This is a genomic window from Allobosea sp. P1_A7 (assembly GCF_056406775.1).
Genome location: NZ_JBFTZN010000074.1, coordinates 1 through 26,368 on the forward strand (window position 1 = coordinate 1; position 26,368 = coordinate 26,368).

The following is a 26,368-nucleotide window of genomic DNA, read 5'->3' on the forward strand; positions in this document are numbered from 1 at the left end:
TCCCGGCACGGTGCAGATTGCCTTCTCGATCGATCGGGGCGGGCGTGTCCTGTCCGCGCGACTCGCCGGTAGCTCCGGCGATGCCACGCTCGATGAGGAGGCCGTCAGCATGATCCGCAGGGCAAGCCCCGTCCCGGCGCCTCCTGCCGGCGTCGGCGGGGGCGGCACGATCTCGCTCGCGGTGCCGGTGCGTTACAATCGCTGACGTGGCCCATCTGGAGTGCGGCGGAGCTCCGGGCCCCGGCTTGGCGATGAGTGATCAGTGCCCGGCCATGCATCGCCGGCATTCCGCTCCGGCACGCCAGAGCCTATAGAAGGGGCCGGCCCCGTTCCGGCCTCTGGACCCGCGGATAATCGTGCGCGATCCGGAGCGAGGACGCCCGATCCGAACCGCGATCCGGATTTGAAAAGATATCGTCATCATGCTTCGCCGTTTCTTCGCCTATTACGCACCGCATCGCGGCCTCTTCCTGCTGGATTTTTCCTGCGCAGTGCTGTCGGGCCTGCTCGAGCTCGCCTTCCCGATCGCGGTGAAGTTCTTCATCGACTGGCTGCTGCCCGGCCAGAACTGGGGATTGATCCTCGCCTGCGCCGCCGCACTGCTGGTGATCTACCTGCTCAATAGCGGGCTGATGGCGATCGTGACCTATTGGGGCCACATGCTCGGCATCAATATCGAGACCGAGATGCGGCGGAAGGCGTTCGACCATCTGCAGAAGCTCTCCTTCAGCTTCTTCGACAACCAGAAGACCGRCCATCTCGTGGCCCGCCTCACCAAGGACCTCGAGGAGATCGGAGAGGTCGCGCATCACGGGCCCGAAGACCTGTTCATCGCGATCATGACCCTGTTCGGCGCCTTCGTGCTGATGTTCATGGTCAGCCCCGAGCTTGCGCTCGTCACTGCCGCGATCGTGCCGCTGACCGGCTGGCTGACCGGCCGCTATGGCGGGCGCATGACGCATAACTGGCAGCAGCTCTTCGGGCGGGTCGGCAGCTTCAACGCGCGCATCGAGGAGAATGTCGGCGGCATCCGCGTCGTCCAGGCCTTCGCCAACGAGGAGCACGAGCGGCGGCTCTTCGCCCGTGACAACCAGAACTACCGCCAGACCAAGCTCGATGCCTACCGCATCATGGCGGCTACCATCTCGCTGAGCTATCTCAGCATGCGGCTGACCCAGATGGTGGTGATGGTCGCCGGCAGCTATCTCGTCATCACCGGCAGCCTGAGCCAGGGCGGTTTCGTCGGATTCCTGCTGCTCATCGCCGTGTTCTTCCGACCGATCGAGAAGATCAATTCGGTGATCGAGACCTATCCGAAGGGMATTGCCGGCTTCCGGCGCTATACCGAGTTCCTCGACACCGAGCCTGATATCGCCGACCGACCGAATGCGGTGACTGCGCCGAGACTCTCGGGCGAAATCCGCTATGCGGGCGTTTCGTTCGCGTATCAGACCGGCCGCCCCGTGCTCAGCGGCATCGACCTGCATATCAAGCCGGGCGAAACGATCGCGTTCGTCGGCCCGTCAGGAGCCGGCAAGACGACGATCTGCTCCCTGCTGCCGCGCTTCTACGAAGTCAGCGGCGGAAGCATCACCATCGACGGCATCGATATCCGCGACATGACGCTGGCCTCGCTGCGCGGGCAGATCGGCATCGTGCAGCAGGATGTCTTCCTCTTCGCCGGCACGATGCGCGAGAACATCGCCTATGGCCGGCTCGAGGCGAGCGAGGCCGAGATCGTCGAGGCCGCGCGGCGCGCGCGGCTCGACGAGGTCATCGCGGCGATGCCCGACGGGCTCGACACCATCATCGGCGAACGCGGGGTCAAGCTTTCGGGCGGGCAGAAGCAGCGCCTCGCCATCGCTCGCATCTTCCTGAGGAATCCGCCGATCCTGATCCTGGACGAGGCGACCTCGGCGCTGGACACGCAAACCGAGCGCGCCATTCAGCAATCGCTTGCGGATCTGTCGCAGGGCCGCACCACGCTGATGATCGCGCATCGTCTCGCGACCATCCGCGATGCCGACCGGATCGTGGTGGTGGATTCGACGGGGATCGCCGAGCAGGGCAGCCATGCCGACCTGGTCAAGGCCGACGGCATCTACCGCCGGCTGCACGAGGCGTAAGCGACCGCCCGGTCAGGTATCGGCCCGAAACCGGGAAGACCGATGCGATCACAGTCAGATCATGGGACCGGACTTCGTTCCGGTTCCATGATCTAAACGATCTGGTTGTGCAACGCCGCGTCGCCACGCGCCAGCCGGTCGAGATTGTCGAGGAGGATGTCGACGACGTTCGTCTCATAGGCGCGCGTCTCGCCGGCGCTGTGCGGGGTGACGATGACGTTCGGCTGGCCCCAGAAGGGCGAGGCCGATGGGAGCGGCTCGTCATGGAAGCAGTCGAGCCCGGCGCCAGCCAGGTGCCCCGAACCCAGCGCCGCCAGCAGCGCCGCCTCGTCGACGACACGGCCACGCGCAACGTTGATCAGGAGAGAGCCCGGGCGCATGGCGGCCAGCGCCTCGCTGCCGATCAGTCCTTCGGTCTCGGGCGTCAGCGGGCAGGTCAACGCCACGATATCGGCCTCAGCCAGAACCGTGCCCAGCTTGTCCGTCGCCACAATCGCATCGATGCCTGGTTCGGGCCGCTCGCTGCGGCGCACACCGATGATGCGCAGACCGAAGGCCGCAGCCAACCTCGCCAAACGCAGGCCGATCCGTCCAAGGCCGACGATGACAAGCGTCTTGCCGCCGAGCTCGTCCTCGCGTCGGGCGCGATCACCGATCATCGGCCGCCAATGCTTTGCCATCTGGTTGTCGCGAGCGAGATGGATCTGACGGGTAAGGCCCAGGATGAGCGCCATCGCGTGTTCGGCAACGGCGCGCTCATTGCCCCCCTGCGCACTGGTGAGGCGAATGCCGGCCGCGGCGAAGGCGGCCTTGTCGAACTGATCCGTGCCGGCGCTGATCGACTGGACGAAGCGCAGGCGCGGGCAGGCGGCGATCAGCTCGTTGCGCCAGAGTCCGGAGACGACGAGGACATCGGCTTCGGGCGCGCGCGCCTTGAGTTCATCGAGGTTGCGAACCTCAAAGCTCCTCGCGGCGCGCCCCCGCGCGGAGAACTCCGCTCCCAACTGGTAGGCGGCATGCGCGAAGCCGATCGTGAGTTCTCTTTCCTGCGGCCAAGGCTTCATTGCATTCCCCCGTGATGACAAAACCCAGCTTAATCATGCGAAACGGCTCCGTCCCGCCGTTCCATGCATGCGCCCCTAGGCGGCACCAGGAGGCAGAAAGGATGCCAGAGCAGCGGCGAGCCTCTGCCAGGACGGCTCGTCGCCGGGCAAGCCAAGCCGTAGCCAGCTCGCATTGTTCTGAAAGCGGCGGACATAGATGCCGTCGCGGCCGAGATGGGCGAAGAGTGCCGGTGCGTCCGGCGTCGCCAACAGCCTGAACAGGGAGGTGCCGCCGACGATCACGCCTCGCGACGCCAGCAAGGCATCGAGGCGGGCGGCATCGCTGGCCCGGGCACCGGCGGCCGCCGCGAGCCAGTCCGTGTCACTGAGCGCCTGCGCCCCGATATGAAGCGCCGGCCCCGCGACGGCCCAGGGACCGAGCGCGGCACGCAAGGCCTCCGTCAGGCGCGCCTCGCCGATCGCGAAACCCAGACGCAAGCCGGCGAGCCCGTAGGTCTTGCCAAAGGAGCGCAGGATCAGCGTCGCCGGGGGCAGCTCGGGGATCAGGCTCGCCTCGGGCATGAAATCGATGAAGGCCTCGTCGATGACGAGCAACCCGCCTCGTCCGKCCAGGTCACGCGCAACCGCCGTGAGTTGCGCGCGCTCAATCACCCGCCCATCGGGATTGTTCGGGTTGACCAGCACGACCACGCCCGCATCGCCCGCATCGCCCGCCTCCGCGGGCATTGCGCTCTCCCGCACGTCCATCCCTGCCTTGCGCCAGGCCACCGCATGTTCGGCATAGGTCGGGCCGATCACGGCGACTGGCCCGGTGTTCGCAAGACACGGCAGCAGTTCGATCAGGATCTGAGTGCCGGGCGCCGCGACGATGCCGGCCGTCTCGGGCACCCGGTACGTCTCGCGTGCCGCAGCGAGCAATGCCGCCTCGTCCCGCACTCCCGGCAGGCGCTGCCAGAGGCTTAACGGCAGCTCAGGAACCGGATAGGGGATGGGATTGATCCCGGTCGAAAGATCGATCCATGGCTCGGGCGCCTCCGGGAACAGCGCCTTCGCCTGTGCCAGATCGCCGCCATGCCAGACCTTGCCTGCCGCCTCAGCCATTCCCGCCCCGCATGAGCCTGTCCGATTCCCTGCCGCTCCTCGCCGCCGCCCTGATCAACGAGGCGGGATTCGGCTACCCCCAGGGCTTGTATGCGCTGATCGGCCATCCCGTCACCTGGATCGGTGCGCTGATCTCCCGGCTCGACCGGATGCTCAATCGCGAGAGCGCCTCCYTCATCGTGCGCAAGGCGGCCGGCGGCCTCGCCCTCGCGCTGCTGCTTGCCGCCACATTTGCCATCTCATGGGGGCTCACCCTGCTCTGCCGCGGCCTCGGCCCGCTTGGCTGGCTGCCCCTCGCGCTCGTCGCCTCCAGCCTCATCGCACAGCGCAGCCTGCACGAGCATGTCGCACGGGTCGCCGAAGGACTGGAGCGGGACGGGCTCAAAGGCGGACGCATGGCCGTTTCGATGATTGTCGGCCGCAACCCCGAAACCCTCGACGAAGCCGGAGTTTCCCGCGCCGCAATCGAAAGCCTTGCCGAGAATTTCTCGGACGGGATCGTCGCTCCGGCTTTCTGGCTCGGCGTCGGCGGCCTGCCGGGCGGCGCGCTCTACAAGGCGATCAATACCGCCGATTCGATGATCGGCCACAAGACACCGCGCCACCTCGCCTTCGGCTGGGCGGCGGCGCGTCTCGACGACCTCGTCAACCTTCCCGCCTCTCGCCTCACCGCGCTGCTGCTGACCGCAGCCGCCGCACTCGACAAAACGTCAGACCCCGCCAATGCGTGGCGAGCTGTCCGACGCGATGCCCGCCATCATCGTTCGCCCAATGCCGGTTGGCCGGAAGCCGCGATGGCAGGTGCGCTAGGCCTCCGTCTGGCGGGCCCGCGCGTCTATGGCGAGGTCAGGGTCGACGACGGCTGGATGGGGGACGGCCGGGCCGAAGCGGAAGCGGCGGATATCCGGCGGGCGCTCGCTCTCTATCGGAGGGCATGTCTGCTGCTGTGGGGGCTCGCCGTTGCGGGGGCCGCTACCGCGCTCGCCCTCTAGTTCATCGGACCGGGCATCGCATCGGGAACGACGATCTCACCTTCTGTGTTTGCTTCGACTTTCCCGAAAGCCGCAACTCACGTTTCGGGTCGATGGCTCAGCCTCAGAACTCGATCCCGGCCTGTGCCTTCACGCCCGCCGCGAAGTGATGCTTGACCAGCGTCATCTCGGTGACGAGGTCTGCGACGGCGATCAACTCGGGCTTGGCATTGCGGCCGGTGACGACGATGTGCAGATCAGGGCGCCGGCTCGCCAATGTCTCGACCACCTCCGCCAGCGGCAGATAGTCGTAGCGCAGCGCGATATTGAGTTCGTCGAGCACGAGCAGGCGTATCTCCGGATCGTCCATCAACGCCTTGGCCTTGGCGAAGGCGCGCCCGGCGGCAGCGATGTCGCGGGCCTTGTCCTGCGTTTCCCAGGTGAAGCCTTCGCCCATCGTGTGCCAGACGATGCGATCACCGAAGGCGTCGAGCGCCTTGCGTTCCCCTGTCGCCCAGGCGCCCTTGATGAACTGCACCACCCCGACGCGCCAGTCATGGCCGAGAGCCCGCAGGATCAATCCGAAGGCGGCGGTCGACTTGCCCTTGCCTGGCCCCGTATTGACGATCAGGAGTCCCTTTTCGATCGTCTTGGCGGCAACCTCGGCATCCTGCACCGCCTTGCGCTTTTCCATCTTGGCCTTGTGGCGGGCGGCCTCGTCAGCATCGATCGTCATCGGAACCTCCTGCTCATTTCACCTGCATCGGCAGACCGGCGACCATGAAGATCACCCGGTCGGCCCGCGCCGCAAGCATCTGGTGCAACCTCCCCGCCTCGTCGCGGAACCGCCGGGCGAGCGCATTCTCGGGCACGATACCGAGCCCAACCTCGTTGGAAACCAGGACCACCGGGCCTCGTGCCGCGACGCAGGCCTCGACCAGTTCCCGGCTTGCAGCCGCCACATCCTGCTCTGCCAGTATCACGTTGGTCAGCCAGAGCGTCAGGCAGTCCACCAGGACAGGTTGCCCCGCGGGAACCGCGCGGATCGCCTGCGCCAGGTCCAGCGGAGCATCGATGGTCATCCACTCCTTCGACCGGCGGGCGCGGTGCTCGGCAATCCGGGCGCGCATCTCATCGTCATAGGCCTGGGCCGTGGCGAGATAGGTCCAGGGCGCTGGCACCATCTCGATCAGGGCCTCGGCATGGCGGCTCTTGCCGGAGCGGGCGCCGCCCAGAACGAGGGTGAGAGGGGAAAGGATCGCTGCCACTGCCAAACTCTCAGCCCAGGGAAGATCAGCCTAAGGAACGGACCTGGCGAGCGAAGCGAAGCAAGCCGGGACAGGCGACAAGAGATCACATCGCTTCACTGCGCTCGCAATCACGATCGCTGCATTGCACAGCACCGTGCAGATGGCTAATGATCATCGCCGACGGTGCCTCTGCAAGGAGGTGAAAAGGGAACGCGGTGCGATACCGCGGCTGCCCCCGCAACTGTAAGCGGCGAGTTTCGCGCCATCGGCCACTGGGATTGTCCCGGGAAGGCGGCGAGAGATCCGGACCCGCGAGCCAGGAGACCTGCCGTCAGCGAGTGATGCAATCCAGCGGGCTGCCGGCGGGGTGGCCAAGGAGACCGAGATGACGACGAATACGGCTTCGATCACCACCCAGGCCAGCGCTTCCGAGCGCGTCAAGGCTGTCGCAGCTGCCCTGGCACTCGGCGCAGCCCTGATCTTCACCGTCGGCTTCGCCCATTCGACCAGCGTTCACAACGCAGCCCACGACACGCGCCACACCCTCGCCTTTCCCTGCCACTGAGGGAAAGGCAACATGGTCAATCGTGTTCTCACGGTCAGTCTTCTGGCCGGGCTTCTTGCTGGGCTCCTGGTAGCAGCACTCCAGCATGTCACCACCACGCCGCTGATCCTCAAGGCGGAAACCTTTGAGACGGCACTGCGCGCAGTCGAGCTTCAGCACGCCAGCTTCACCGGCGATGCCAGGATCGTCCTTGCCCATGGCGGCGCCGACGCAGCCGACCACGCCGAGTGGAAGCCACAGGRCGGCTTGCAGCGTACGGCCTTCACCACCATCGTCACCATTGCGACCGCGATCGGCTTTGCCGCCCTGCTGCTCGGCGGCATGATCGCAGCGGGCGATGCCATCACTGAGCGGACCGCACTGATCTGGGCGGCTTGCGGCTTCCTGGCCTTCGGCCTCGTGCCGGCGACCGGGCTCGCACCGGAATTGCCCGGCAGCGCGTCAGCCGAACTGCTCCACCGCCAGACCTGGTGGATCGCCACCGCGCTCGTCACCGCCGGCGGCCTCTGGGTCTTCCTGCGGGCGGAGGCGAGCTGGCYGCGGGCACTTGCCGTGCTTGCCATGCTCGTCCCGCATCTGATCGGCGCACCACATCCCGCCGCCCCGGAGAGCAAGGTCCCTGCCGAAATCGCAGCGCATTTCGCCGCGCTCTCGCTCGCGCTCCAGGCTGCCCTCTGGCTCGCCACCGGCTTTGCCGTCGGCGTGCTCTGGCCCTGGGCGACGCGCCGTGCCGCAGCCCCGGCCAAGGCCTGACGCTGAGCGCGATCCCCCGGGATCGCGCCGGAAGCAAAGGAACCGGCCTATGCCCGAAGGCGATGTCACCATTTTCGTCTGCGTCGCCTGYCGGCGCGCGCGGGCGGACCTGCCGGAGGGTTACGACCAGCCCGGACTGGGTTTTGCCGAGGCGCTGCGCGAACGCATCGCGCGCGACGGCGGGACGCTTCCGGTCGAACCCGTCGACTGCCTCGCGGTCTGCAATCGCCCCTGCACCGTCGCCTTGGCGGCCGACGGCAAATGGACCTATCTGATCGGCGATCTCGACGCAGACACCCATATCGCCGAAATCGTTGACGCAGCTGCAAGCTTTGCAGCCAGCGCAAACGGTATCGTTCCCTGGAAAGAAAGACCCGCTTCGTTCCGCAAGGGCGTGGTCGCGCGCGTACCGCCTCTCCCGGCGCGCCAACAAGGATGAGATCATGAACGCTCCCCAAGCCCGCTCGCTGGGCAAGATCCCCTGCACGATCATCACCGGCTTCCTCGGGGCCGGAAAGACCACACTGGTGCGGCACCTGCTGGAGAATGCAGGGGGCAAGCGCATCGCCGTGCTGGTCAATGAGTTCGGCGATCTCGGCTTCGACGGTTCCTTCATCGCCGGCTGCGGCATTTCCGGCTGCACCGCGGAGGACATCGTCGAGCTGCCGAATGGCTGCATCTGCTGCACCGTCGCCGACGACTTCGTGCCGGCGCTGGAAAAGCTGCTCGACCGGCCGAACCCGCCGGAACACATCCTGATCGAGACCTCGGGGCTTGCCCTGCCGAAGCCGCTGGTCAACGCGTTCAATTGGCCGGCCATTCGGTCACGTGTCACGGTCGATGGTGTCATCGCCGTGGTCGATGGTCCGGCCGTGGCGGATGGCCAGTTCGCGGATGATCCCGACGCTCTCGCTGCGCAGGCGGCGCAGGATGCCGCGGTCGGGCACGACAACCCGCTCGAAGAAGTGTTCGAGGACCAGATCCTCTGCGCCGACCTGATCCTGCTCAACAAGAGCGACCTCGTCGATGCGGCCGGCCGCGAACGCGTCAAGGCCGAGATCGCCGCGCATCTGCCGAAGGCGATCAAGATCGTCGAGACGGCCCATGGCAAGGTCGAGCCCGCCCTGATTATCGGCCTCAACGCGGCTGCCGAGGCCGATCTAGCTGGACGCCCCTCGCACCATGAGAGCGCAGAGGACCACGACCACGACGATTTCGAAAGCCTCGATTTCGCTCTCGCCGCGGCGACCTCGCCCGAGGAGCTGGCGGCCCGCGTTGCCAGGGCCGCGGAGGCCGAGGGCGTGCTGCGCCTGAAGGGTTTTTCGGCGATTCCCGGTAAGCCGATGCGGCTCGTCGTCCAGGGTGTCGGGCGTCGGGTCAGCCATCATTACGACCGCGCCTGGGCGGCCGGCGAAGCCAAGGATGGTCGCCTCGTGGTGATTGGCCTGAAGGGCTTTGATCGCAAGTCCGTGGAGGCCGCCCTCGCGGGCTGAACCATGCACCTCCTCCCCTCAAGCGAGATCAGGCTTGACGACGGCGAAGACGCCGTCGATCTCGCCCTGCCGCCGGGGGATGTGCTGGTGCTCTCCTTCGCCGACAGCGACCTWTCGGCGCTGACGGCCGCGGCCGGCGCAAGCGAGCTCGCTGTCAGGCTCGCCTCGCTACGCCGGCTGAAACACCCGCTCTCCGTCGATTTTCTCGTCGAGAAGACGGTGGCGCATTCGCGCTTCGTGCTGATCCGCTGTCTCGGCGGGCTGGACTACTGGCGTTACGGCATTGAGCAGCTGGCGGAAATCTGCCGACGGGGCGGGATACCGCTCGTCGTGCTGCCCGGCGACGACCGGCCTGATGAGCGGCTGGCCGAGTACGGCACCGTCGAACTGCGTTTCGCCGCGGAGCTTCTCGCCTATTTCCGCGCCGGCGGCGGTGCGGAGAATATGCGCCGGCTGCTTGGACGGGTGGATGCGTTCCTTCGCCGCGAAGGCGATGCTTCGGACCTCGCGCCCACCCCCTTGCCCGCGCTCTTCGCCCTTGGTGCGGGCGGTGCTCCGCTCGCATGGCGTGAGGCGCTCTCACAGCGCCCCGTCGCGAACGCGCTGGTCCCGATCCTGGTCTATCGCTCCAGCGTCGCCGCCGGAGACACCGCCATGGCGGAGGCGATCGCAGAGGCGCTGGGTGCGCGCGGCCATGCCCCGTTGATCCTGGCCCTTACGAGCTTGAAGGACCCGGCGGTCACCGGCGAGCTTGCGGCCCTGATCGCCGCGCGCAAGCCCGCCGCCATCATCACCACCACCGCGTTCTCGGCCCGCAACAGCGCCGATTTCGTGCTGGACACCGCCGATTGCCCGATCCTGCAGGCCGTGCCGGTCGGCAGCCCGCGCGACGCCTGGGAGGCCTCACCGCGCGGGCTTTCCGGGGCCGACCTCGCCATGCAGGTGGCGCTGCCGGAATTCGACGGACGGTTGGGGGCGCTGCCCGTCGCCTTCAAGGCCGAGATGACGGACGGCCGGACCGGCCTGACGAGCCGCCGGTTGGTTCCTGATCGCGATGGTGTCGCCGCCCTTGCCGATCTCGCCTCAGGCTGGATCGCGCTGGCCGGCAAGCCGGCTGCCGAGCGCAACCTCGCCCTGGTCATGTCCGACTACCCGGCGCGCGGAGGACGGGCCGGCTTCGCAGTCGGGCTCGATACCCCAGCCAGCGTCGGGGCCATTTGCGAACTGCTGGCGCAGACCGGATACGATGTCGGCCCCTCCGCGCAGAGTATCTTCCCGGACGAGCCAAGGGAGAGCCGGGACGGTCAGCTGGCTCATAGTGACGACACGCGTATGATGCAGGCGCTGACTGAAGGGCCAGCAGAGTTTGCAGTCCCGCTCGCCGATTATCGCGCCTGGCTCGGCGCCATTCCCGGCGCGGCAGGCGCGGCACTCATCTCGGCCCATGGCGAACCCGAGGCGGATCGTGCCTGCGATGGCTCGGCCTTCCGTTTCCGTGTGATCCGCAATGGCCGTCTCACCATCGCCCTGCAGCCCGCTCGCGACACAACGCCCGACCGAAAGCTGCGCTATCACGATCCCGATGCGCCGCCGGGCCATGCCTATCTCGCCTTCTATCTCGGCCTCCGGCGGATTGCCGATGCCGACGCACTGATCCATCTCGGTACGCATGGCACAACCGAGTGGCTGCCCGGCAAGGCGGTGGCTCTTTCAGCGAGCTGCTGGCCGCGGCTTGCGGTTGGCGGCCTGCCGGTGATCTACCCCTATGTCGTCGATGACCCCGGTGAGGCGGCCCCTGCCAAGCGCCGGCTTTCGGCCGTGACGCTCGGCCATCTCCCACCCGAACTGGTGCAGGCGGATGCAGCCGGCGAAGTGGCGCTGCTGCGTGATCTCGTCGAGGAGTTTTCGCAAGCGCAGGTCCTCGATCCGCGCCGCGCCGAGATCGTCGCCCGTGAAATCCGCGGGCGAGCCGAAGCAAGCGGGCTGGCGGAAGCCTGCGGTGTCACGCCCGATCTCGACATGGCGAGCGCACTGAGCCAGCTCGACGCGCATCTCTGCGACATCGCCGAACTGCCCTTCCGGGATGGGCTGCATGTCTTCGGGCGGGCTGCGCATGATCCCGCGTCATCCCGCAACGAGCGCGACAACCTGCTGCGCGCTCTGGCTGGGCGGTTCGTTCCGCCCGGCCCTGCCGGCTCGCCGCATCGCGGGCAAAGCGATGTGCTGCCGACCGGCCGCAACCTCTCGACGCTCGATCCGCGCGCGATCCCGACCCGGGCCGCCGCGCGCCTCGGCATGCGCGCCGCCGCGTCGCTGATCGCACGCCATCTCCAGGACCACGGCGATTATCCACGCCGGATCGTAATGGATCTCTGGGCCTCGCCCACACTGCGCTCCGGCGGCGAGGACATCGCACATGCGCTTGCCCTGATGGGCGTCGCGCCGCTCTGGGATCACGCCTCGACGCGAGTGACCGGATTTTCCGTCATTCCGCAGGCCAAGCTCGATCAGCCGCGCATCGACGTCACCATCCGTATCTCCGGCGCCTTTCGCGACACATTCCCGGGTCAGATCGCGCTGCTCGACGCCGCTGCGCGCGCCGTAACAGTGCTGGACGAAGCCGATGAATGGAACGAGCCTGCTGCAGCACGCCGGCGCGGCGAAGACGCCGCACGCATCTTCGGCCCGGCACCCGGCCGCTTCGGTGCGGCCATGGCCGACCGTGCGCTCGACGGGCAATGGGAGAGCCGCGGCGAGCTTGGCGCCGCCTATCTCGCAGCCAGCGATCATGCCTTCGGTGGTACGGAGGGTCTCGCCAGCGCCGATCCCGGCTTCGCGCGTCGCGTCGCCTCGGCAAGCGCCTTCGTTCACGTCAGCGACACGGCGGGGCGCGACATTCTCGAAGCGACCAGCGCGGCCGATGTGATCGGCGGTTTTGCCGCGGCAGCGCAGGCGCTCGGCAGCGAGGCCGCACTCTACAGTCTCGACAGCTCCAACCCGGAAGCGCCGAAAACGCGGACCCTGGCCGAGGACATTGCGCGCATCGTCCATGGCCGGCTCTGCCACCCGCGCTGGATTGCGGGCCAGCTTGCCCATGGCTGGCGCGGTGCGGCCGAACTTGCCGAGACCGTCGACACACTCTTCGTCTATGCGGCCAGCACCGACGCGGTCTCGGACGGACTATTCGACGCCGTATTCCAGGCCTATTGCGCGGATCCGGCCATCTGGAGCGCGCTGGAACAGGCCAATGCGCCCGCGGCCGCCTCGATCCGCGCGCGGCTGACGGAAGCCGAGCGGCGCGGCCTCTGGCAGAGCCGGCGCAATTCCGTGGCCGCCTTCCTCGCCAGCAAGGACGCTGCGGAATGACCGCACCGACGCAAGAAGCGCTCCGGCGCGGCTGGTGCCCGAGCACGCTCCGGCCGATGGAAACCGGGGACGGCGGGCTCGTGCGGCTGCACCCGCCGGGCGGGCAGATGCAGCCCGCACAATTGCGACGCGTGGCGGATCTAGCCGAAGAGACGGGCAATGGCCTCGTCGAGATTTCCAGCCGCGGCAATCTCCAGATCAGGGGTGTGCGGCAGGAGGCCCATCCCGCCCTTGTCGAGGCCTTGCTCGCGGAGCGGCTCGTCGACGAAGCCGGCGGGCCCGGGCCGCAGCGCCTGGTGCTCACCTCACCGCTCGCCGGGCAGGATCCGAGCGACCTGATCGATGCCGCCATTCTGGCCGCATCCCTGGAACGTCAGGGGCGCGCCATCTCAGGGTTGCCGCCCAAGACCAGCGTCATCGTCGATGGCGGCGGCGAGCTCGCACTCGATGGCTTTGCCGGCGATCTGCGCGTGGTTGCGATTGACCAGGGTTCCGTCGTGATCGGCCTGCCGCAAGGCGGCTGGTTTGGCCCGGTCGCATCCGGTGATGCAGGCGCCGTGACGGCAGGGCTGTTGCAGGGCTTTGCGGCATACCGGCGGGCCGAGCCTGACAGGATCCATCGCCTGCGTGATCTCGACCACGACCAGATTAGCGCGCTGACCGAGGCCTGCTCGATAGCGCCGACCGGTGCGCCGGTGGCTCGCTCCGCGCCGAGGCGGGTCGGGCTCTTCGCGTTGCGCGCCTCCCATCTTGCCCTGATCGCGGGGCTGCCGTTCGGCCGCTCGGACTCTCGGACATTATCGCGGCTATGCGAGGCCGCCGGCGCGCATGGCGTCAGCGAAATCCGCTTTTCGCCCTGGCGGGGGCTGGCTTTCCTGGGCCTCGAGCACGATGCCGCCGCGAGCCTCACCGCACGATGCGAGGCACTGGGGCTGGTCACCCGCGACGCCGATCCACGGCTTTCAGTGCAGGCATGCTCCGGCAAGCCGGCCTGTCTGCGCGGCGAGACGCAGACGATGGGCGATGCCGCAGTCCTGGCCGAAGCGGCAGCCTCGCTCCTTGCTGCTGGCCTCAGCCTGCATCTATCGGCCTGCGTCAAATCCTGCGCGCAATCAGGTCCCGCCGATCTCACGCTGGTCGGGCATGACGGCCGCTATGACGTCGTCATCGGCGGAACGACGCGGGACAAGCCGATGGCGAGGCTTGACCTTTCGCAGATTGTGCAGCGTCTGCAGCCGGGACAGGACATTCACACCCGCCTGACCGCAGGCAGTTTTCAGGACCACAGGTTTGAACACGCGCTACGACTATATCCGCGAGGGTGATGCGATCTATGAGCGCTCCTTCGCCATCATCCGGGCCGAGGCCGACCTCTCCCGCTTCTCAGGCGCGGCCGCCCGCGTGGTGGTACGCATGATCCATGCCTGCGGCATGACCGACCTGCCGCGCGATGTCGAGATGTCAGCCGATTTCACGGATGCGGCGGAGGCTGCGCTGCGCGCCGGCGCTCCGATCCTGTGCGACGCCAAGATGGTCGCGAACGGCGTGACCCGCGCCCGTTTGCAGGCCAGCAACGCAGTGATTTGCACGCTGGACCAGGCTGAGGTGCCGGCACTGGCCAAACAGGCCGGCACAACGCGCTCGGCCGCGGCCATGGAGCTGTGGCGGCCGCATCTCGCGGGAGCCTTGGTCGTCGTCGGCAATGCCCCGACCTCGCTTTTCCGGCTGCTCGAAATGTTCGATGCCGGTGCGCCAAAACCGGCAGCCGTGATCGGCATCCCGGTCGGTTTCGTCGGTGCAGCCGAATCGAAGCAGGCGCTGGCACAGGACGGCCGCGTGCCCTTCCTTGTCGTGCATGGGCGCCGCGGCGGCTCTGCGATGGCGGCCGCTGCCGTCAACGCCCTGGCGCAAGAGAAGGAGTGAGCCGGTGAGCATGGACCGGTCCTTGCCCCAGAACGCAGGCACCCTGCTCTTCGGCGTCGGCCTGGGGCCCGGCGACCCCGACTACATGACGGTCCGGGCCCGCGACATCATCACGACCGCCGACCGGCTGGTGCATTTCTGCAAGAAGGGCAGCCGTGGCAATGCCCGCGTGACAGCCGACGCGGTGATCCCGCCGGATCCAGCGCGCGAGATCGTGCTCGCCTTTCCGGTGACGACCGAGGTTCCTGTCAGCGAGGACGGCTATACCGGGCCGATCGCCACCTTCTACGATGAATCCGCCGAATTGCTCGCAGCCGAGATGGCGGCGGGCCGGACCGTCGCGGTGCTCTGCGACGGCGATCCGTTCTTCTACGGTTCCTTCATGCATCTATGGCGGCGCCTCGCCCACCGTTTCCCGACCGAGGTTGTACCGGGCGTCACCGGCATGGCCGGCGCCTGGGTTCGTGCAGGTGCCCCGATCACCTGGGGTGACGACGTCATGACCGTGCTGCCCGGCACCTTGCCCGAGGCGGAACTGCGTCGTCGCCTGGTCGACACCGATGCGGCCGTGATCATGAAGCTTGGTCGCAACCTGCCGAAAGTACGCCGCGCGCTGAAGGCAGCCGGGCTGATCCATCGCGCGATCTATGTCGAGCGGGCAACGATGGCGGGGCAGGTCGTGACCCGGCTCGATGAGAAGACCGATGACGTTGCCCCCTATTTCTCGATGATCCTCGTTCCAGGCGAGGGCCGGCGGCTATGAGCGGCTCGCTCACCATCGTCGGCCTCGGCCCTGGAGAGCCGCACTGGCTGACGCCGGCTGCACAAGCCGCGCTCGAAGCGGCTACCGACCTCGTCGGGTATGGTCCCTATCTGGACCGACTGGCGGTGCGCGGGGGGCAGACGAAGCACGCATCCGACAACCGGGTCGAGATCGCACGCGCTCGCTATGCGTTGCAGCTTGCAGCCGAGGGTCGCGCAGTCGCGGTGGTATCAGGCGGCGATCCCGGCGTCTTCGCGATGGCAGCGGCGGTGTTCGAGGCACTCGAGGCCGGCGAAACCGGCTGGCTTGCGCTGCCGATCAGCGTCGAACCCGGGATTACTGCGATGCTCGCCGCAGCGGCGCGGGCCGGCGCGCCGCTTGGCGGCGATTTCTGCGCAATCTCGCTCTCTGACAACCTCAAGCCCTGGGACGTGATCACCGCGCGGCTGGAAGCGGCGCTGAGCGCCGATTTCGTGATCTCGCTCTATAACCCGATCTCGAAGGCTCGGCCCTGGCAGCTCGGCGAGGCCCTAACGCTGGCTGCCCGGCATCGCGCGCCTGAAACACCCGTGATCTTCGCGCGCGCCGTCGGACGGCCGGACGAAGTCCTGCGCGTATTGCCGATGAGCGAGGCTGTGGGGGCGGCAGGCTCGGCCGACATGGCAACGCTCGKGATGATCGGTGCCTCGAGCACGCGATCGATCGCCCGCCCGGGCCAGGCGCCGATCGTCTATACGCCGCGTTCGGTGACGAAGATCCCCTGCGCCACCAGCCAGGGCAGGACCTGATCGATATGGTCGACGGTTGCGACATCGGGTTTGGGCGGCCGCTCGACCATGATCACGGGAAGGCCGAGCCGGCGCGCCGCCGTCAGCTTGCCGACTGTCGCCGGACCGCCGGAATTCTTCGAGACGAGAATCTCGATGCCCTCCCGGCGCATCAGATCCTCCTCTTCATCGGCCTCGAACGGGCCGCGCTGCTGGATGACCTTGATGCCGTTGAGCGGCAGCCGGTCGCCGATCGGCTCGATCACCCTGACGAGATAATGGTGCTGCGGCGCGTCGGCGAAGGCCGGCAGCTCGAGCCGTCCGACCGTCAGGAAGACGCGACGCGGCTGCGTGCCCAGCGTCTCGACTGCAGCTTGAATGTCCGGCACCGAGCGCCAGCGATCACCCGGCCGCGGCTTCCAGGATTCACGGCGGATCGCGATGATCGGCACGTTCTCGGCCTTGCAGGCCGCCTCCGCATGGAACGGCATGATAGCTGCGAAGGGATGCGTGGCATCGACCACGGCAACGACCCGGTTTTCTATGAGATAATGCCGCAGGCCTTCGATGCCGCCGAAACCACCGACACGCACCGGCAGATTGAGGGGTTTGGGATCGGAGGTATGTCCGGCCAGCGAGACAACCGCGCGGATTTCCGGCGCCTGGTCAGCAAGAAGCTGATCAAGCGCGACAGCTTCGCTGGTGCCGCCGAGGATCAGGACCGTCATGACATTGTTTTCGCCTGAATCCGACGAACTGTCGAGGGCATCCGCCTCGGCCACCGAGCCTTGGCTCTCCCTCGTCGGGCTTGGAGAAGACGGCCGCGCCGGGCTTTCGCCGGACGCGCTTGCCGCGCTTGAAGGCGCCGAGCTCGTCTATGGCGGCGCCCGGCATATCGCCCTGATCGGGCCGGTTGCGGGCGAGGCTGCGCCCTGGCCGCAGCCCTTCCGCAATGCGCTGCCGCTGATCCTCTCGCAGAGAGGCCGCAAGGTCTGCGTGCTCGCCACGGGCGACCCGTTCCATTACGGAATCGGTGCCGGCCTGGCGAAGGCACTCGGCCCGGACGAGATGCGGATCTATCCGCAGCTCTCTTCCTTTGCGCTCGCCTGCAACCGGCTGCGCTGGCCGCAAGAGGAATGCGGCCGCGTCTCGCTGCATGGTCGTGCGCTGGAACGCATCATCCCCTTTCTGCAGCCGGGCCGGCGCGTGCTCGCTCTGTCCTGGGATGGTTCGACCCCGGGAAAGCTGGCTGAATTGATGAGCGCACGCGGCTTTGGTGCCTCGCGCCTCGTGGTGATGGAGGCGCTCGGCGGTCCACGCGAACGTATCCGCGAGTGCAAGGCGCAGGCCTTCGATCTCGGCACAGTCGACCCGCTCAACCTGATCGCGCTGGATCTGGTCGCAGAGCGTGAAGCGCGTATCCTCCCACTCGCCTCCGGACTGGATGACGACTGGTTCGAGCATGACGGCCAGATCACCAAGGCCGATATCCGTGCGATCACGTTGTCCGCCCTGCGACCCCGTGCTGGAGAACTGCTCTGGGATGTCGGCGCCGGTTCGGGCTCGATCGGGCTCGAATGGTGCCTGCGCAATCCCGGCAACCAGACCATCGCCTTCGAGGCCAGGCCCGAGCGGGCTGCGCGGATCACCCGCAACGGCTCAGCCCTCGGTGCGCTCCGAATCGAGGTCGCCATCGGCGCGGCACCTGCGAGCTTTCCCGGCCGCCCGGTCCCGGATGCGGTCTTCATCGGCGGCGGCATGACCGAGCCCGGAGTTTTCGAGGCTGCATGGGGTGCGCTGAAGTCGGGCGGTCGCCTCGTCGCCAATGTGGTGACGCTGGAGGGCGAGGCACGGCTTGCGGCGCTTTACGCCGCGCATGGCGGCACCTTGCGCCGGATCGGCGTCAGCCATCTCGACGCGGTCGGCAGCATGCATGGCTGGCGCGCCGCGATGCCGGTGACACAATGGCGGGTGGTGAAGCCGTGATCGTGGCGGGGATCGGATTACGCCCGGGCACCAGCGAGGTGGATATCCTCGCCTGCCTCGACCAGGCGCTCAGGCAAGCCGGCGTGGCGCCGACCGCGTTGCGCCTCGCCACCATCTCCAGCCGTTCGCGCGAGGCGGGTCTCCTTGCCACGGCGCGGAGCCGCAACGCCGAACTCGTCGCGATTCCAGACGAAGCGCTCAAGGGCTACGAGGCCGCCTGCGCAACCCGCTCGACCCGCATCGCCTCTCTCTATGGCGTCGGCTCCGTCGCGGAGGCGGCTGCGCTTGCGGCCGCCGGCCCGGGATCGGTGCTGATCCAGCCACGGATCGCCACTGCCCGCGTCACCTGCGCGCTGGCGCGGAGCGCCACGTCATGACCATCCATTTCATTGGCGCCGGCCCAGGTGCCGCCGATCTCATCACCCTTCGCGGGCGCGACCTGATCGCCGCCTGCCCGGTCTGCCTTTATGCCGGCTCGCTGATCCCGCGCACGATGCTCGACTGGTGTCCACCGGGCGCGCGCATCGTCGACACCGCCCCGCTCGATCTCGATGCGCTCATTGGCGAGATGCAGACCGCCCATGAAGCGGGGCAGGACGTGGCTCGACTGCATTCGGGCGATCTCTCGATCTGGAGCGCCTGCGGCGAACAGATGCGTCGGCTCGATGCGCTCGGCATCCCCTTTACGGTCACGCCCGGCGTGCCGGCCTTCGCCGCGGCGGCAGCGACGCTGAAGCGCGAATTGACGCTGCCCGGCGTCGCGCAATCGCTGGTCCTGACACGCACCTCGGGCCGCGCCTCGGCTATGCCCGAGCGCGAAAAGCTCGCGACCTTCGCGGCCTCGGGCACGACGCTCGCCATCCATCTCTCGATCCACGTGATCGGACAGGTCGCCGCCGAGCTGACACCGTTCTACGGAGCAGATTGCCCCGTCGCCGTCGTCTTCCGGGCGTCCTGGCCAGATGAGCGCGTGCTGTGCGGAACGCTGAGCACGATCGTGGCCGAGGTCCAGGCCTCGGGGTTGGAACGGACCGCGCTGATCCTCGTCGGCCCCGCGCTCGGCTCGCAGGATTTTGGCGAGAGCGCCTTGTATTCCACAGGCTACGACCGGCGTTTCCGGCCGAGCGGTGGTGGCGTGTGACACGCTCGGGCTCACCCCACCTTGCGGAATGGCGTACGCGCCAGAAGGCCACCGGTGCGATCGAAAATCGCGATCTCCAGCTCACTGTCCGGCACGCCGAGGGAATGCGCGGCGTTCACCCAGGCATGCCGGCCGACGGTTTCGGCCAATGGCAACCCCTCGGCCTGGGCACGTTGCAACACCTCGAGCGCCGTATTGGCCCCGGGCACCCAGGCAGCCAGGTGCTCACTGCCGCCCGCCTCCAGAATCCGCGCCGCCAGCCAGGCGAAATCGACCGGACCCGCGCGCGAGTGCAGGTCGAGCATGCCCTGCCCGAGCTTGACCATCTTTGCGAAGCCGCCGGCGACCGTGACGCGGTGGACCGGGTGGCGCCGCAGATATTTCAGCATGCCACCGGCGAAATCCCCCATGTCGATCAGAGCCTGCTCCGACAGGCCATGGAGACGCCGGATAGCGGCTTCGGAGGTCGAGCCGGTGGCGCCTGCGACATGGGTGAGACCAGTCGCGCGCGCGACATCGATGCCGCGATGGATCGAGTGAATCCAGGCCGCGCACGAAAAGGGTATGACGATTCCGGTCGTACCGAGAATCGAGAGCCCACCGACGATGCCGAGGCGCGGATTCATGGTCTTTCCGGCGAGGGCCTCCCCACCGGGGATCGCGATGGTGACGGAGACGTCGCGCGGACCGCCCGTCGCCGCAATGACCTCCGTCAAAGCCTGCCGGATCATCTCGCGCGGCATCGGGTTGATGGCGGGTTCGCCGACCGGCAATGGCAAGCCGGGCAAGGTGACTGTGCCGACACCCTCGCCGGCGCGAAAAACAATGCCTGCGCCAGGCGCGGCCGGGCCGACCCGCGCAACCACCAGCGCGCCATGCGTAACGTCGGGATCGTCGCCCGCATCCTTGATGATGCCGGCCTCGGCGCCCTCCGCAAGCGCGGACTGCCGGGCCAGGGCAAAGGCCGGCCGCTGGCCGCCCGGCAGCGTGATCTCGACGGGATCGAGAAACGAGCCGGCCGCCCAGCCGCAATAGGCGGACTTGGCGGCGGCGGCAGCGCAAGCGCCCGTCGTCCAGCCGCGTCGCAATTCGCCTTGGGGCGGCAAGTCTTCCATGAGCGCCTGCATAGCGCAGCAAGAGGGCTCCGTCAGGAGCCCGCGGAGATCATCGCATGAGCGGAAAAGGCCTCCTCATCGCCGCGCCGCGCTCCGGCTCGGGCAAGACGACGATCACGCTCGGTTTGCAACGGGCGCTGGTGAAGCGAGGGCTGACCGTACGCGGGCTGAAATGCGGGCCGGACTATATCGACCCGGCATTCCACGCGGCCGCAACCGGCGCACCGAGCGCCAATCTCGACAGTTTTGCGATGCCGGACACCTTGCTCGGCCAGATCGCAGGCGAGGCTGCAGAGGCGGCCGATATCGTCGTCGCAGAGGGCTCGATGGGCCTGTTCGACGGCGTGCCGGGCGAGATGGGGCATACGGGCGCGAGCGCCGATATCGCGGCCTTCTGCGGCTGGCCGGTCGTTCTGGTCGTCGATGTCTCCGGTCAGGCGCAGTCGGCCGGCGCGGTGGCTCTCGGCTGCGTGCGTTATGACGAGCGCATCCGTGTCGTGGGCGTGATCCTCAACAAGGTGGCAAGCGAACGCCATCGCCGGCTTGCCTGCGCCGGCATGGAGCGGATCGGCTTGCCCGTGCTCGGAGCCCTGTCGCGCGAGGCAAGCCTGATCCTGCCCGAGCGCCATCTCGGCCTTGTGCAAGCCGGCGAGACAGAGGATCTGCATGGCCGGCTCGATGCGCTCGCAGACGCGATCTCTGCCGCGGTCGACCTCGATGCGATCCTTGCCGTGGCCGAACCGACGGACCTCCCGGTAACCCGGCATGGCGCTCCCGCCCTGCCCGCCCCGGGACGCTGCATCGCCATTGCCCGCGATGCCGCCTTCAGCTTCGTCTATCCGCATGTCGAAACCGGCTGGCGTGCGACCGGCGCAACGCTCGTTCCCTTTTCGCCGCTCGCCGACGAATCGCCGCCGGAGACTTGCGACAGCTGCTGGCTGCCGGGCGGCTACCCGGAGCTTCATGCCGGCCGGATCGCCGGCGCCAGCCGCTTCCTGGCCGGCTTGCGCCGCTTCGCGGAGACCCGGCCAGTCCATGGCGAGTGCGGCGGCTACATGGTGCTTGGCCGAACGCTGATCGATGCCGACGGCACCGCCCATGCCATGGCGAACCTGCTCTCGGTCGAGACCAGCTTCGCGAAGCGCAAGATGAATCTGGGTTACCGCCGCGCCGTGCTCCAGGCGAATGGTCCGCTGGGTTCGGCCGGGCAGGCACTGACCGGGCATGAATTCCACTACGCGACGATCATTTCGGTTGGCGATGACGCGCCCTTCGCGATGGTGACCGATCCGCATGGCTCGGCTCCGGTTCCCGCCGGCGGCCGGCGGGCGCTGGTAACCGGCTCCTTCTTCCACGCTATCGCCCGCTTCACCGGGCAGCCATGAGCGGGCCTCCGGTCTTCGACGAGGCCTTTGCGGCGCAATTCGAGACGCTGCTCGCCTGGCGGCGCGATGTGCGCCGCTTCCGGTCGGAGCCGGTGCCCGAAGCGTTATTGGCGCATCTCTTGAAGCTGACCGAACTCTCTCCCTCGGTCGGCCATTCGCAGCCCTGGCGCTGGTTGCGCGTCACGGACGCAGAGCAGCGTGCGGCGGCGCAGACCAGTTTTACGCATTGCAACGCCGAGGCGCTCGGTGACTACGCCGGCGAGCGAGCCCGGCTCTATGCCAACCTGAAGCTCGAAGGCCTGCGCGAAGCCCCCGAGCAGTTTGCGGTGTTCTGCGACCACGGCACGGAGCAAGGTCATGGGCTCGGCCGGCGCACCATGCCGGAGATGCTCGATTATTCCGTGGTCGCCGCGATCACTCAGTTCTGGCTGGCAGCGCGCATGCACGGCATCGGCGTCGGCTGGGTCTCCATCCTCGAACCCGAGGCTATCGCGGCTGCGCTTGGCGTGCCGCCGCAATGGAAGCTGATCGCCTGGCTCTGCGTCGGCTATCCGCAGGAGGAGCATGCCGATCCGGAGCTGATCCGGCATGGCTGGGAGATCGGGACAGGCCGCGACTGAGATCTCATCGCGCGTGTTCAGCGCGGCGATCCCGGGGCCGCATGCGCCGCCCCGGGACTTGGCCTGGGTCTTGGCCTTGATCTCATCCAGCGAAACGCCGTCCGCCAGCTCGATCAGGGTCATGCCGCCGCCATTCGCCTTGTCCACGGCGAAGACACCGAGATCGGTGATCACCATGTCGACGACGCCGGCGCCTGTTAGCGGCAGGTCGCAGGCCTCGAGCAGCTTTGCCGATTCGGAGCCGTCCTTGTTCTTGGCGACATGCTCCATCACCACGACGACCTTCTTGACACCGGCAACGAGATCCATCGCGCCGCCCATGCCCTTCACCATCTTGCCGGGGATCATCCAATTGGCGAGATCGCCGTTCTCGGCCACCTGCATCGCGCCGAGGATCGACAGATCGATATGACCGCCACGGATCATGCCGAAGGAATCCGCCGAGGAGAAATAGCTCGTCGTCGGCAGTTCGGTGATGGTCTGCTTTCCCGCATTGATCAGGTCGGGATCTTCTTCGCCCTCAAAGGGGAACGGCCCCATGCCGAGCATGCCGTTCTCCGACTGGAGCTGCACGCTCATGCCGGCGGGAATGTAGTTCGAGACCAGCGTCGGGATGCCGATACCGAGATTGACGTAGAAACCGTCCTGCAGCTCCCTGGCGGCGCGGGCGGCCATCTGCTCACGTGTCCAAGCCATGGTCCTTGTCTCCTCAAGCCGTCGGACGGGGACGGGTGGTGCGCTGTTCGATGCGCTTGACCGGGTTCGGCACATGCACGATGCGCTTCACGAAAATGCCGGGCGTGTGCATGTGATCGGGATCGATCTCGCCGGCCGGCACGAGGTGCTCGACCTCTGCGACCGTGAAGCGCGAGGCGCTCGCCATCATCGGATTGAAGTTCCGCGCCGTCTTCCGATAGACGAGGTTGCCCTCGGTATCGCCCTTCCAGGCATGAACGATCGAGATATCGGCGAAGAGGCCGCGCTCCATGATGTAGCGCTCGCCATTGAACTCGCGTTCCTCCTTGCCCTCGGCGATCAGCGTACCGACACCGGTCTTGGTGAAGAAGGCGGGAATGCCAGCCCCGCCGGCACGAATCCGCTCGGCAAGAGTGCCCTGCGGCGTGAATTCAAGCTCGAGTTCACCAGCCAGGTATTGCTGGGCGAAAAGCTTGTTCTCGCCGACATAGGAACTGATCATCTTCTTGATCTGGCGGGTTTCCAGCAGCAGACCAAGCCCCGCGCCGTCGACGCCGGCGTTATTGGAGATAAAGGTCAGGTTCTTGGCGCCGGAATCACGGATCGCCTCGATCAGGGTGTCGGGAATGCCGCAGAGGCCGAAGCCGCCGGCCATGATCGTCATGCCGTCCTTGACGATACCGGCGAGCGACGCCTTTGCGTCGGGGTAGACCTTCTTCATCGCGATGCCTTTGCCGCTGGGATCAGGGGGAGAGGAGCGTTCCTCCCAAGGACTAGCCGAGCCCATGGTGCGGTTGCAACATGGACGAGGGCGCGGGTGGGCATGCGTGCCTCCCCTCGTACCCCGAGGGGAGAAGAAGGAGCCGCGTCAGGACGCCGGACAGACGGCTCCCGTATCGACCCAGGCCTGCATAAGCGCACCGAATTGCGCATTGCTGCCTGGTGCCGGAACACGACCGAGTCCCGGGTTCCAGGCCCAGAGCACCAGGGTGTCGCTGGTGACATGCTTGACGATTGCCGCGAGGTCGCGGCTGCCATTGCGGTTCTGGTCCTTGAGCTGCTCGCAGATCTGACCGAGCGACTTACCCTCCCAGGCCATCGAGGCCGGCGCCAGCGCCCAGTGACCATCGCCCGGAATCCGCGCCGGGTCGAAATTCTGCTTTCCGTGGCAGGTCGCGCATTCCAGCCCCGGTGCGCCGTGCCCGTCCTTGCCGCGCACGACGAGCGGCTGATGCAGGCGCCTCGCATCGGCCTGCCGCGGGCGTTCGGTCGCCGGGTGGCAGTTCATGCAGCGCGGATGCTGCAGCACCGTGCCGATCTCGCCGAACAGGGCGACCGAGCGATCGCGCTGGTTGGCGATGGCGCTGAAGCTCTCGGCTGGACGCAGCGAGGCGGGCGGGGCCTGTCGCGTCGTTTGCGCCGAGGTGAGCGCGGTCCCGGCCAGACAGAGTCCCGCACCTGCCAGGACGGCGTGAAGGAGGGGCGCCCGCATCAGACCGTGCCTCCGACCATGGGCAATTGCCGCGGACGCGGTTGCCCGAGCTTTGCCAGTGCATTGGCGACCGCCGGGCCGATCGGCGGCACGCCCGGCTCGCCGACGCCGGTGGGCGCTTCGGTCGAACGGATGATCAGGACCTCGACCTCCGGCATCTCGTGAATGCGCAGCGAGCGATAGGTATCGAAATTGGCCTGGACCGGCCTGCCCTGGTCGAGCGTGATCTCGCCGTAGAGCGCATGGCCAAGACCAAAGCCGATGCCGCCTTCCATCTGCGCCCGGATGATGTCGGGGTTGACCGCGACCCCGCAATCCACCGCGCACCAGACCTTGTGAACCTTCGGCTCACCATCAGTGCCGAGCGAGACCTCCGCGATCTGGGCAACGAAGGAACCGAAGCTCTCGACCACCGCGACGCCGCGGGCGCGGCCGTCGACCGGGCCGGAGCCATTCCACTTCGCCAGTTCGGCGACAGCCTTGAGCACGCCGACGGCACGCGGATGCCGGTTCATCAGGTTAAGCCTGCCGGCAACCGGATCCTGCCCCGCCGCCTGCAGCAGCTCGTCGATGAAGCACTCGACCGCATAGGCCGTGTGCGTATGGCCGACGGAGCGCCACCACAGGGTCGGCACGCCAACCTTGGGGTTGTTCACCTCGCAGTGGAAATCGGCAATCTCGTAGAAGAGTTCGTTGGCGCCTTCGACCGAGGTTGCGTCGATGCCGTTCTTCACCACCATCGCCTCGAAGGGCGTGCCGAGGAAAAAGGACTGGCCGACGATGCTGTCGGCCCAGGCCGTGATCTTGCCGTCGTTCACGGCACCGCGCAGGCGATGCACGAAGAGCGGGCGGTAATAGCCGCCGGAGAGGTCATCCTCGCGGGTCCAGACCAGCTTGACCGGACGGTTGGGGCCGATCGCCTTGGCGACCATGGCGAGTTCCGCTGCCAGATGCTGGCTGACCTGCGCACGCCGGCCAAAGCTGCCGCCTGCCAGCATGGTCTCGAGCCTGACCTTCTCTGGCGGCAGGCCAAGGATGGTTGCGATGGTCATATGCTCGGTGGTCTGGAACTGGCTGCCGAAGCGGGCGAGCGCCTCGCTGCCATCCCATTGCAGATAACCGTCGAGCGGCTCCATCGGCGCGTGCGCCAGATAGGGGAAGACGAACTCGGCTTCGATCACCGTCCCAGCCTTGGCGAGCGCGGCCTCGGCATCGCCATGCGAACCGGCGACCACACCCTTCTGGCGGGCAAGCGCGCGATATTCGGCGATGAGTTCGCGGCTGCCGCGCTTTTCGGCCGCGCTCTCGTCCCAGGTCACTTTCAGGGCTTCGCGGCCCTTCAACGCGGGCCACATGCCATTGGCATAGACGGCGACGCCGGAGCCGATCTGCTTGACGTCGACGACGCCCTTGACCTTGAGCGCCTCGGCCGCGTCGAAGTTTCCGACCGTGCCGCCGAAGCGCGGTGGCCGGGCAACGACGACGGTCAGCATATTGGGAGCGTGGATGTCGATGGTGAACTCGGCCTTGCCGCGCGACTTGTCGGCACTGTCGAGCCGCCTGACCGCGCCCTCCTTRCCGATCAGGCGGTAGGCCGAAGCCGGCTTCAGCGGCACGTTTTCCGGTACGGCAAGCTCCGAGGCCGCCTCGGCGAATTCGCCAAAGCGTCCCTGTTTGCCGGAGGCATGGCTCAGGACGCCGGCCTCGACCTTGATCTCGGAGGCTGGGACCTTCCAGGACTGCGCTGCGGCCTGGACCAGCATGGCACGGGCCGTGGCTCCAGCCTTGCGC

At 67.6% G+C, this 26,368-nt stretch carries 26 protein-coding genes, 1 pseudogene and 1 riboswitch; of the genes and pseudogenes, 17 read left to right on the top strand and 10 right to left on the bottom strand.

The annotated features are described in order from the left end of the window. Together AC1D34_RS14960 and AC1D34_RS14965 are read left to right on the top strand one after the other, a co-directional pair. Window positions 1–205, top strand: a 205-nt coding sequence (locus tag AC1D34_RS14960) for an energy transducer TonB (RefSeq protein WP_476824628.1), incomplete at its 5' end; no start/stop codon positions are given. Between the two features lie 217 nt (window positions 206–422). Continuing rightward, window positions 423–2,126 (top strand): ABC transporter ATP-binding protein, encoded by a 1,704-nt coding sequence (locus tag AC1D34_RS14965; RefSeq protein WP_476824629.1) that lies wholly within the window; start codon window positions 423–425, stop codon window positions 2,124–2,126. Window positions 2,127–2,218: 92 nt separating this feature from the next. On the opposite strand, the gene AC1D34_RS14970 is transcribed toward AC1D34_RS14965, so the two are convergent. Next, the gene (locus tag AC1D34_RS14970; protein WP_476824630.1) at window positions 2,219–3,190 is read right to left on the bottom strand and encodes a D-2-hydroxyacid dehydrogenase; all 972 of its coding nucleotides are present in this window, start codon (window positions 3,188–3,190) and stop codon (window positions 2,219–2,221) included. Window positions 3,191–3,265: 75 nt separating this feature from the next. Beyond that, entirely contained in the window at window positions 3,266–4,291 is a 1,026-nt protein-coding gene (gene cobD / locus AC1D34_RS14975; protein ID WP_476824631.1) for a threonine-phosphate decarboxylase CobD, read from the bottom strand. Between the two features lie 11 nt (window positions 4,292–4,302). Between cobD and cbiB the strand changes: the two genes are divergently transcribed. Next, complete coding sequence (gene cbiB, locus AC1D34_RS14980; protein WP_476824632.1) at window positions 4,303–5,283, top strand: adenosylcobinamide-phosphate synthase CbiB; 981 nt, start codon at window positions 4,303–4,305, stop codon at window positions 5,281–5,283. Between the two features lie 103 nt (window positions 5,284–5,386). Here cbiB and cobO read toward each other — a convergent pair whose 3' ends face one another. Further along, the gene (cobO, locus tag AC1D34_RS14985) at window positions 5,387–5,998 is read right to left on the bottom strand and encodes a cob(I)yrinic acid a,c-diamide adenosyltransferase (protein ID WP_441490347.1); all 612 of its coding nucleotides are present in this window, start codon (window positions 5,996–5,998) and stop codon (window positions 5,387–5,389) included. A 13-nt stretch (window positions 5,999–6,011) separates the two neighbouring features. Beyond that, window positions 6,012–6,536, bottom strand: a complete 525-nt coding sequence (cobU, locus tag AC1D34_RS14990; protein WP_441490348.1) for a bifunctional adenosylcobinamide kinase/adenosylcobinamide-phosphate guanylyltransferase — start codon at window positions 6,534–6,536, stop codon at window positions 6,012–6,014. A 140-nt stretch (window positions 6,537–6,676) separates the two neighbouring features. Beyond that, window positions 6,677–6,859, top strand: a riboswitch (cobalamin riboswitch). 38 nt (window positions 6,860–6,897) lie between these two features. On the opposite strand from cobU, the gene AC1D34_RS14995 reads away from it, so the two are divergent. From AC1D34_RS14995 to cobJ, 9 genes are read left to right on the top strand one after another with little or no spacing between them, the layout of a single operon-like run. After that, a complete protein-coding gene (locus AC1D34_RS14995; protein ID WP_069882234.1) occupies window positions 6,898–7,077 on the top strand; it encodes a CbtB domain-containing protein in 180 nt (59 codons plus the stop codon). Between the two features lie 12 nt (window positions 7,078–7,089). Beyond that, window positions 7,090–7,830: a CbtA family protein gene (locus tag AC1D34_RS15000; protein ID WP_476824633.1), complete on the top strand. Its 741-nt coding sequence runs from the start codon at window positions 7,090–7,092 to the stop codon at window positions 7,828–7,830. 49 nt (window positions 7,831–7,879) lie between these two features. Continuing rightward, on the top strand, window positions 7,880–8,269 hold the full coding sequence (locus AC1D34_RS15005; RefSeq protein WP_441490350.1) for a DUF1636 family protein: 390 nt from the start codon (window positions 7,880–7,882) through the stop codon (window positions 8,267–8,269). Between the two features lie 4 nt (window positions 8,270–8,273). Next, a complete protein-coding gene (gene cobW, locus AC1D34_RS15010; protein WP_441490351.1) occupies window positions 8,274–9,323 on the top strand; it encodes a cobalamin biosynthesis protein CobW in 1,050 nt (349 codons plus the stop codon). 3 nt (window positions 9,324–9,326) lie between these two features. Then, window positions 9,327–12,689, top strand: a complete 3,363-nt coding sequence (gene cobN, locus AC1D34_RS15015) for a cobaltochelatase subunit CobN (protein WP_441490352.1) — start codon at window positions 9,327–9,329, stop codon at window positions 12,687–12,689. Then, window positions 12,686–14,014: a precorrin-3B synthase gene (gene cobG, locus AC1D34_RS15020; protein WP_476824634.1), complete on the top strand. Its 1,329-nt coding sequence runs from the start codon at window positions 12,686–12,688 to the stop codon at window positions 14,012–14,014. Before cobN ends, cobG begins: the two co-directional genes overlap by 4 nt. Next, a complete protein-coding gene (locus tag AC1D34_RS15025; protein ID WP_441507497.1) occupies window positions 13,980–14,612 on the top strand; it encodes a precorrin-8X methylmutase in 633 nt (210 codons plus the stop codon). The genes cobG and AC1D34_RS15025 overlap by 35 nt, the downstream gene beginning before the upstream one ends. A gap of 10 nt (window positions 14,613–14,622) precedes the next feature. Further along, window positions 14,623–15,375 (top strand): precorrin-2 C(20)-methyltransferase, encoded by a 753-nt coding sequence (locus tag AC1D34_RS15030; RefSeq protein WP_441507496.1) that lies wholly within the window; start codon window positions 14,623–14,625, stop codon window positions 15,373–15,375. After that, entirely contained in the window at window positions 15,372–16,163 is a 792-nt protein-coding gene (gene cobJ, locus AC1D34_RS15035; protein WP_476824635.1) for a precorrin-3B C(17)-methyltransferase, read from the top strand. Before AC1D34_RS15030 ends, cobJ begins: the two co-directional genes overlap by 4 nt. On the opposite strand, the gene AC1D34_RS15040 is transcribed toward cobJ, so the two are convergent. Next, a complete protein-coding gene (locus tag AC1D34_RS15040) occupies window positions 16,106–16,870 on the bottom strand; it encodes a cobalt-precorrin-6A reductase (protein ID WP_441490356.1) in 765 nt (254 codons plus the stop codon). The two genes, cobJ and AC1D34_RS15040, sit on opposite strands and share 58 nt — an antisense overlap. On the opposite strand from AC1D34_RS15040, the gene cbiE reads away from it, so the two are divergent. From cbiE to cobM, 3 genes are read left to right on the top strand one after another with little or no spacing between them, the layout of a single operon-like run. After that, window positions 16,869–18,128 carry a precorrin-6y C5,15-methyltransferase (decarboxylating) subunit CbiE gene (gene cbiE / locus AC1D34_RS15045; protein ID WP_441490357.1) on the top strand — a complete coding sequence of 420 codons (1,260 nt, stop codon included), beginning with the start codon at window positions 16,869–16,871 and terminating at the stop codon, window positions 18,126–18,128. The two genes, AC1D34_RS15040 and cbiE, sit on opposite strands and share 2 nt — an antisense overlap. Continuing rightward, a complete protein-coding gene (locus AC1D34_RS15050; RefSeq protein WP_441490358.1) occupies window positions 18,107–18,505 on the top strand; it encodes a cobalamin biosynthesis protein in 399 nt (132 codons plus the stop codon). Before cbiE ends, AC1D34_RS15050 begins: the two co-directional genes overlap by 22 nt. Beyond that, complete coding sequence (gene cobM, locus AC1D34_RS15055; RefSeq protein ID WP_441490359.1) at window positions 18,502–19,269, top strand: precorrin-4 C(11)-methyltransferase; 768 nt, start codon at window positions 18,502–18,504, stop codon at window positions 19,267–19,269. The genes AC1D34_RS15050 and cobM overlap by 4 nt, the downstream gene beginning before the upstream one ends. 11 nt (window positions 19,270–19,280) lie before the next feature. Here the strand turns inward: cobM and AC1D34_RS15060 are convergent, their stop codons facing one another. Then, window positions 19,281–20,384 (bottom strand): cobalt-precorrin-5B (C(1))-methyltransferase, encoded by a 1,104-nt coding sequence (locus AC1D34_RS15060; RefSeq protein ID WP_441490360.1) that lies wholly within the window; start codon window positions 20,382–20,384, stop codon window positions 19,281–19,283. Between the two features lie 56 nt (window positions 20,385–20,440). On the opposite strand from AC1D34_RS15060, the gene AC1D34_RS15065 reads away from it, so the two are divergent. Then, window positions 20,441–21,769 carry a cobyrinic acid a,c-diamide synthase CobB gene (locus AC1D34_RS15065; protein ID WP_441490361.1) on the top strand — a complete coding sequence of 443 codons (1,329 nt, stop codon included), beginning with the start codon at window positions 20,441–20,443 and terminating at the stop codon, window positions 21,767–21,769. Next, window positions 21,766–22,389 carry a 5,6-dimethylbenzimidazole synthase gene (bluB, locus tag AC1D34_RS15070; RefSeq protein WP_441507493.1) on the top strand — a complete coding sequence of 208 codons (624 nt, stop codon included), beginning with the start codon at window positions 21,766–21,768 and terminating at the stop codon, window positions 22,387–22,389. The genes AC1D34_RS15065 and bluB overlap by 4 nt, the downstream gene beginning before the upstream one ends. A gap of 63 nt (window positions 22,390–22,452) precedes the next feature. Here bluB and AC1D34_RS15075 read toward each other — a convergent pair. The 4 genes and pseudogenes from AC1D34_RS15075 to AC1D34_RS15090 form a co-directional block, all read right to left on the bottom strand. Beyond that, window positions 22,453–23,085: pseudogene (locus AC1D34_RS15075) on the bottom strand (3-oxoacid CoA-transferase subunit B); the annotation flags it as partial. A 13-nt stretch (window positions 23,086–23,098) separates the two neighbouring features. Continuing rightward, window positions 23,099–23,806 carry a CoA transferase subunit A gene (locus tag AC1D34_RS15080; RefSeq protein ID WP_441490364.1) on the bottom strand — a complete coding sequence of 236 codons (708 nt, stop codon included), beginning with the start codon at window positions 23,804–23,806 and terminating at the stop codon, window positions 23,099–23,101. A gap of 147 nt (window positions 23,807–23,953) precedes the next feature. Then, complete coding sequence (locus tag AC1D34_RS15085; RefSeq protein ID WP_441490365.1) at window positions 23,954–24,577, bottom strand: Isoquinoline 1-oxidoreductase subunit; 624 nt, start codon at window positions 24,575–24,577, stop codon at window positions 23,954–23,956. After that, window positions 24,577–26,368 (bottom strand): xanthine dehydrogenase family protein molybdopterin-binding subunit (locus AC1D34_RS15090; RefSeq protein WP_476824636.1); only part of this gene is annotated, 1,792 nt, incomplete at its 5' end. The genes AC1D34_RS15085 and AC1D34_RS15090, both read right to left, overlap by 1 nt.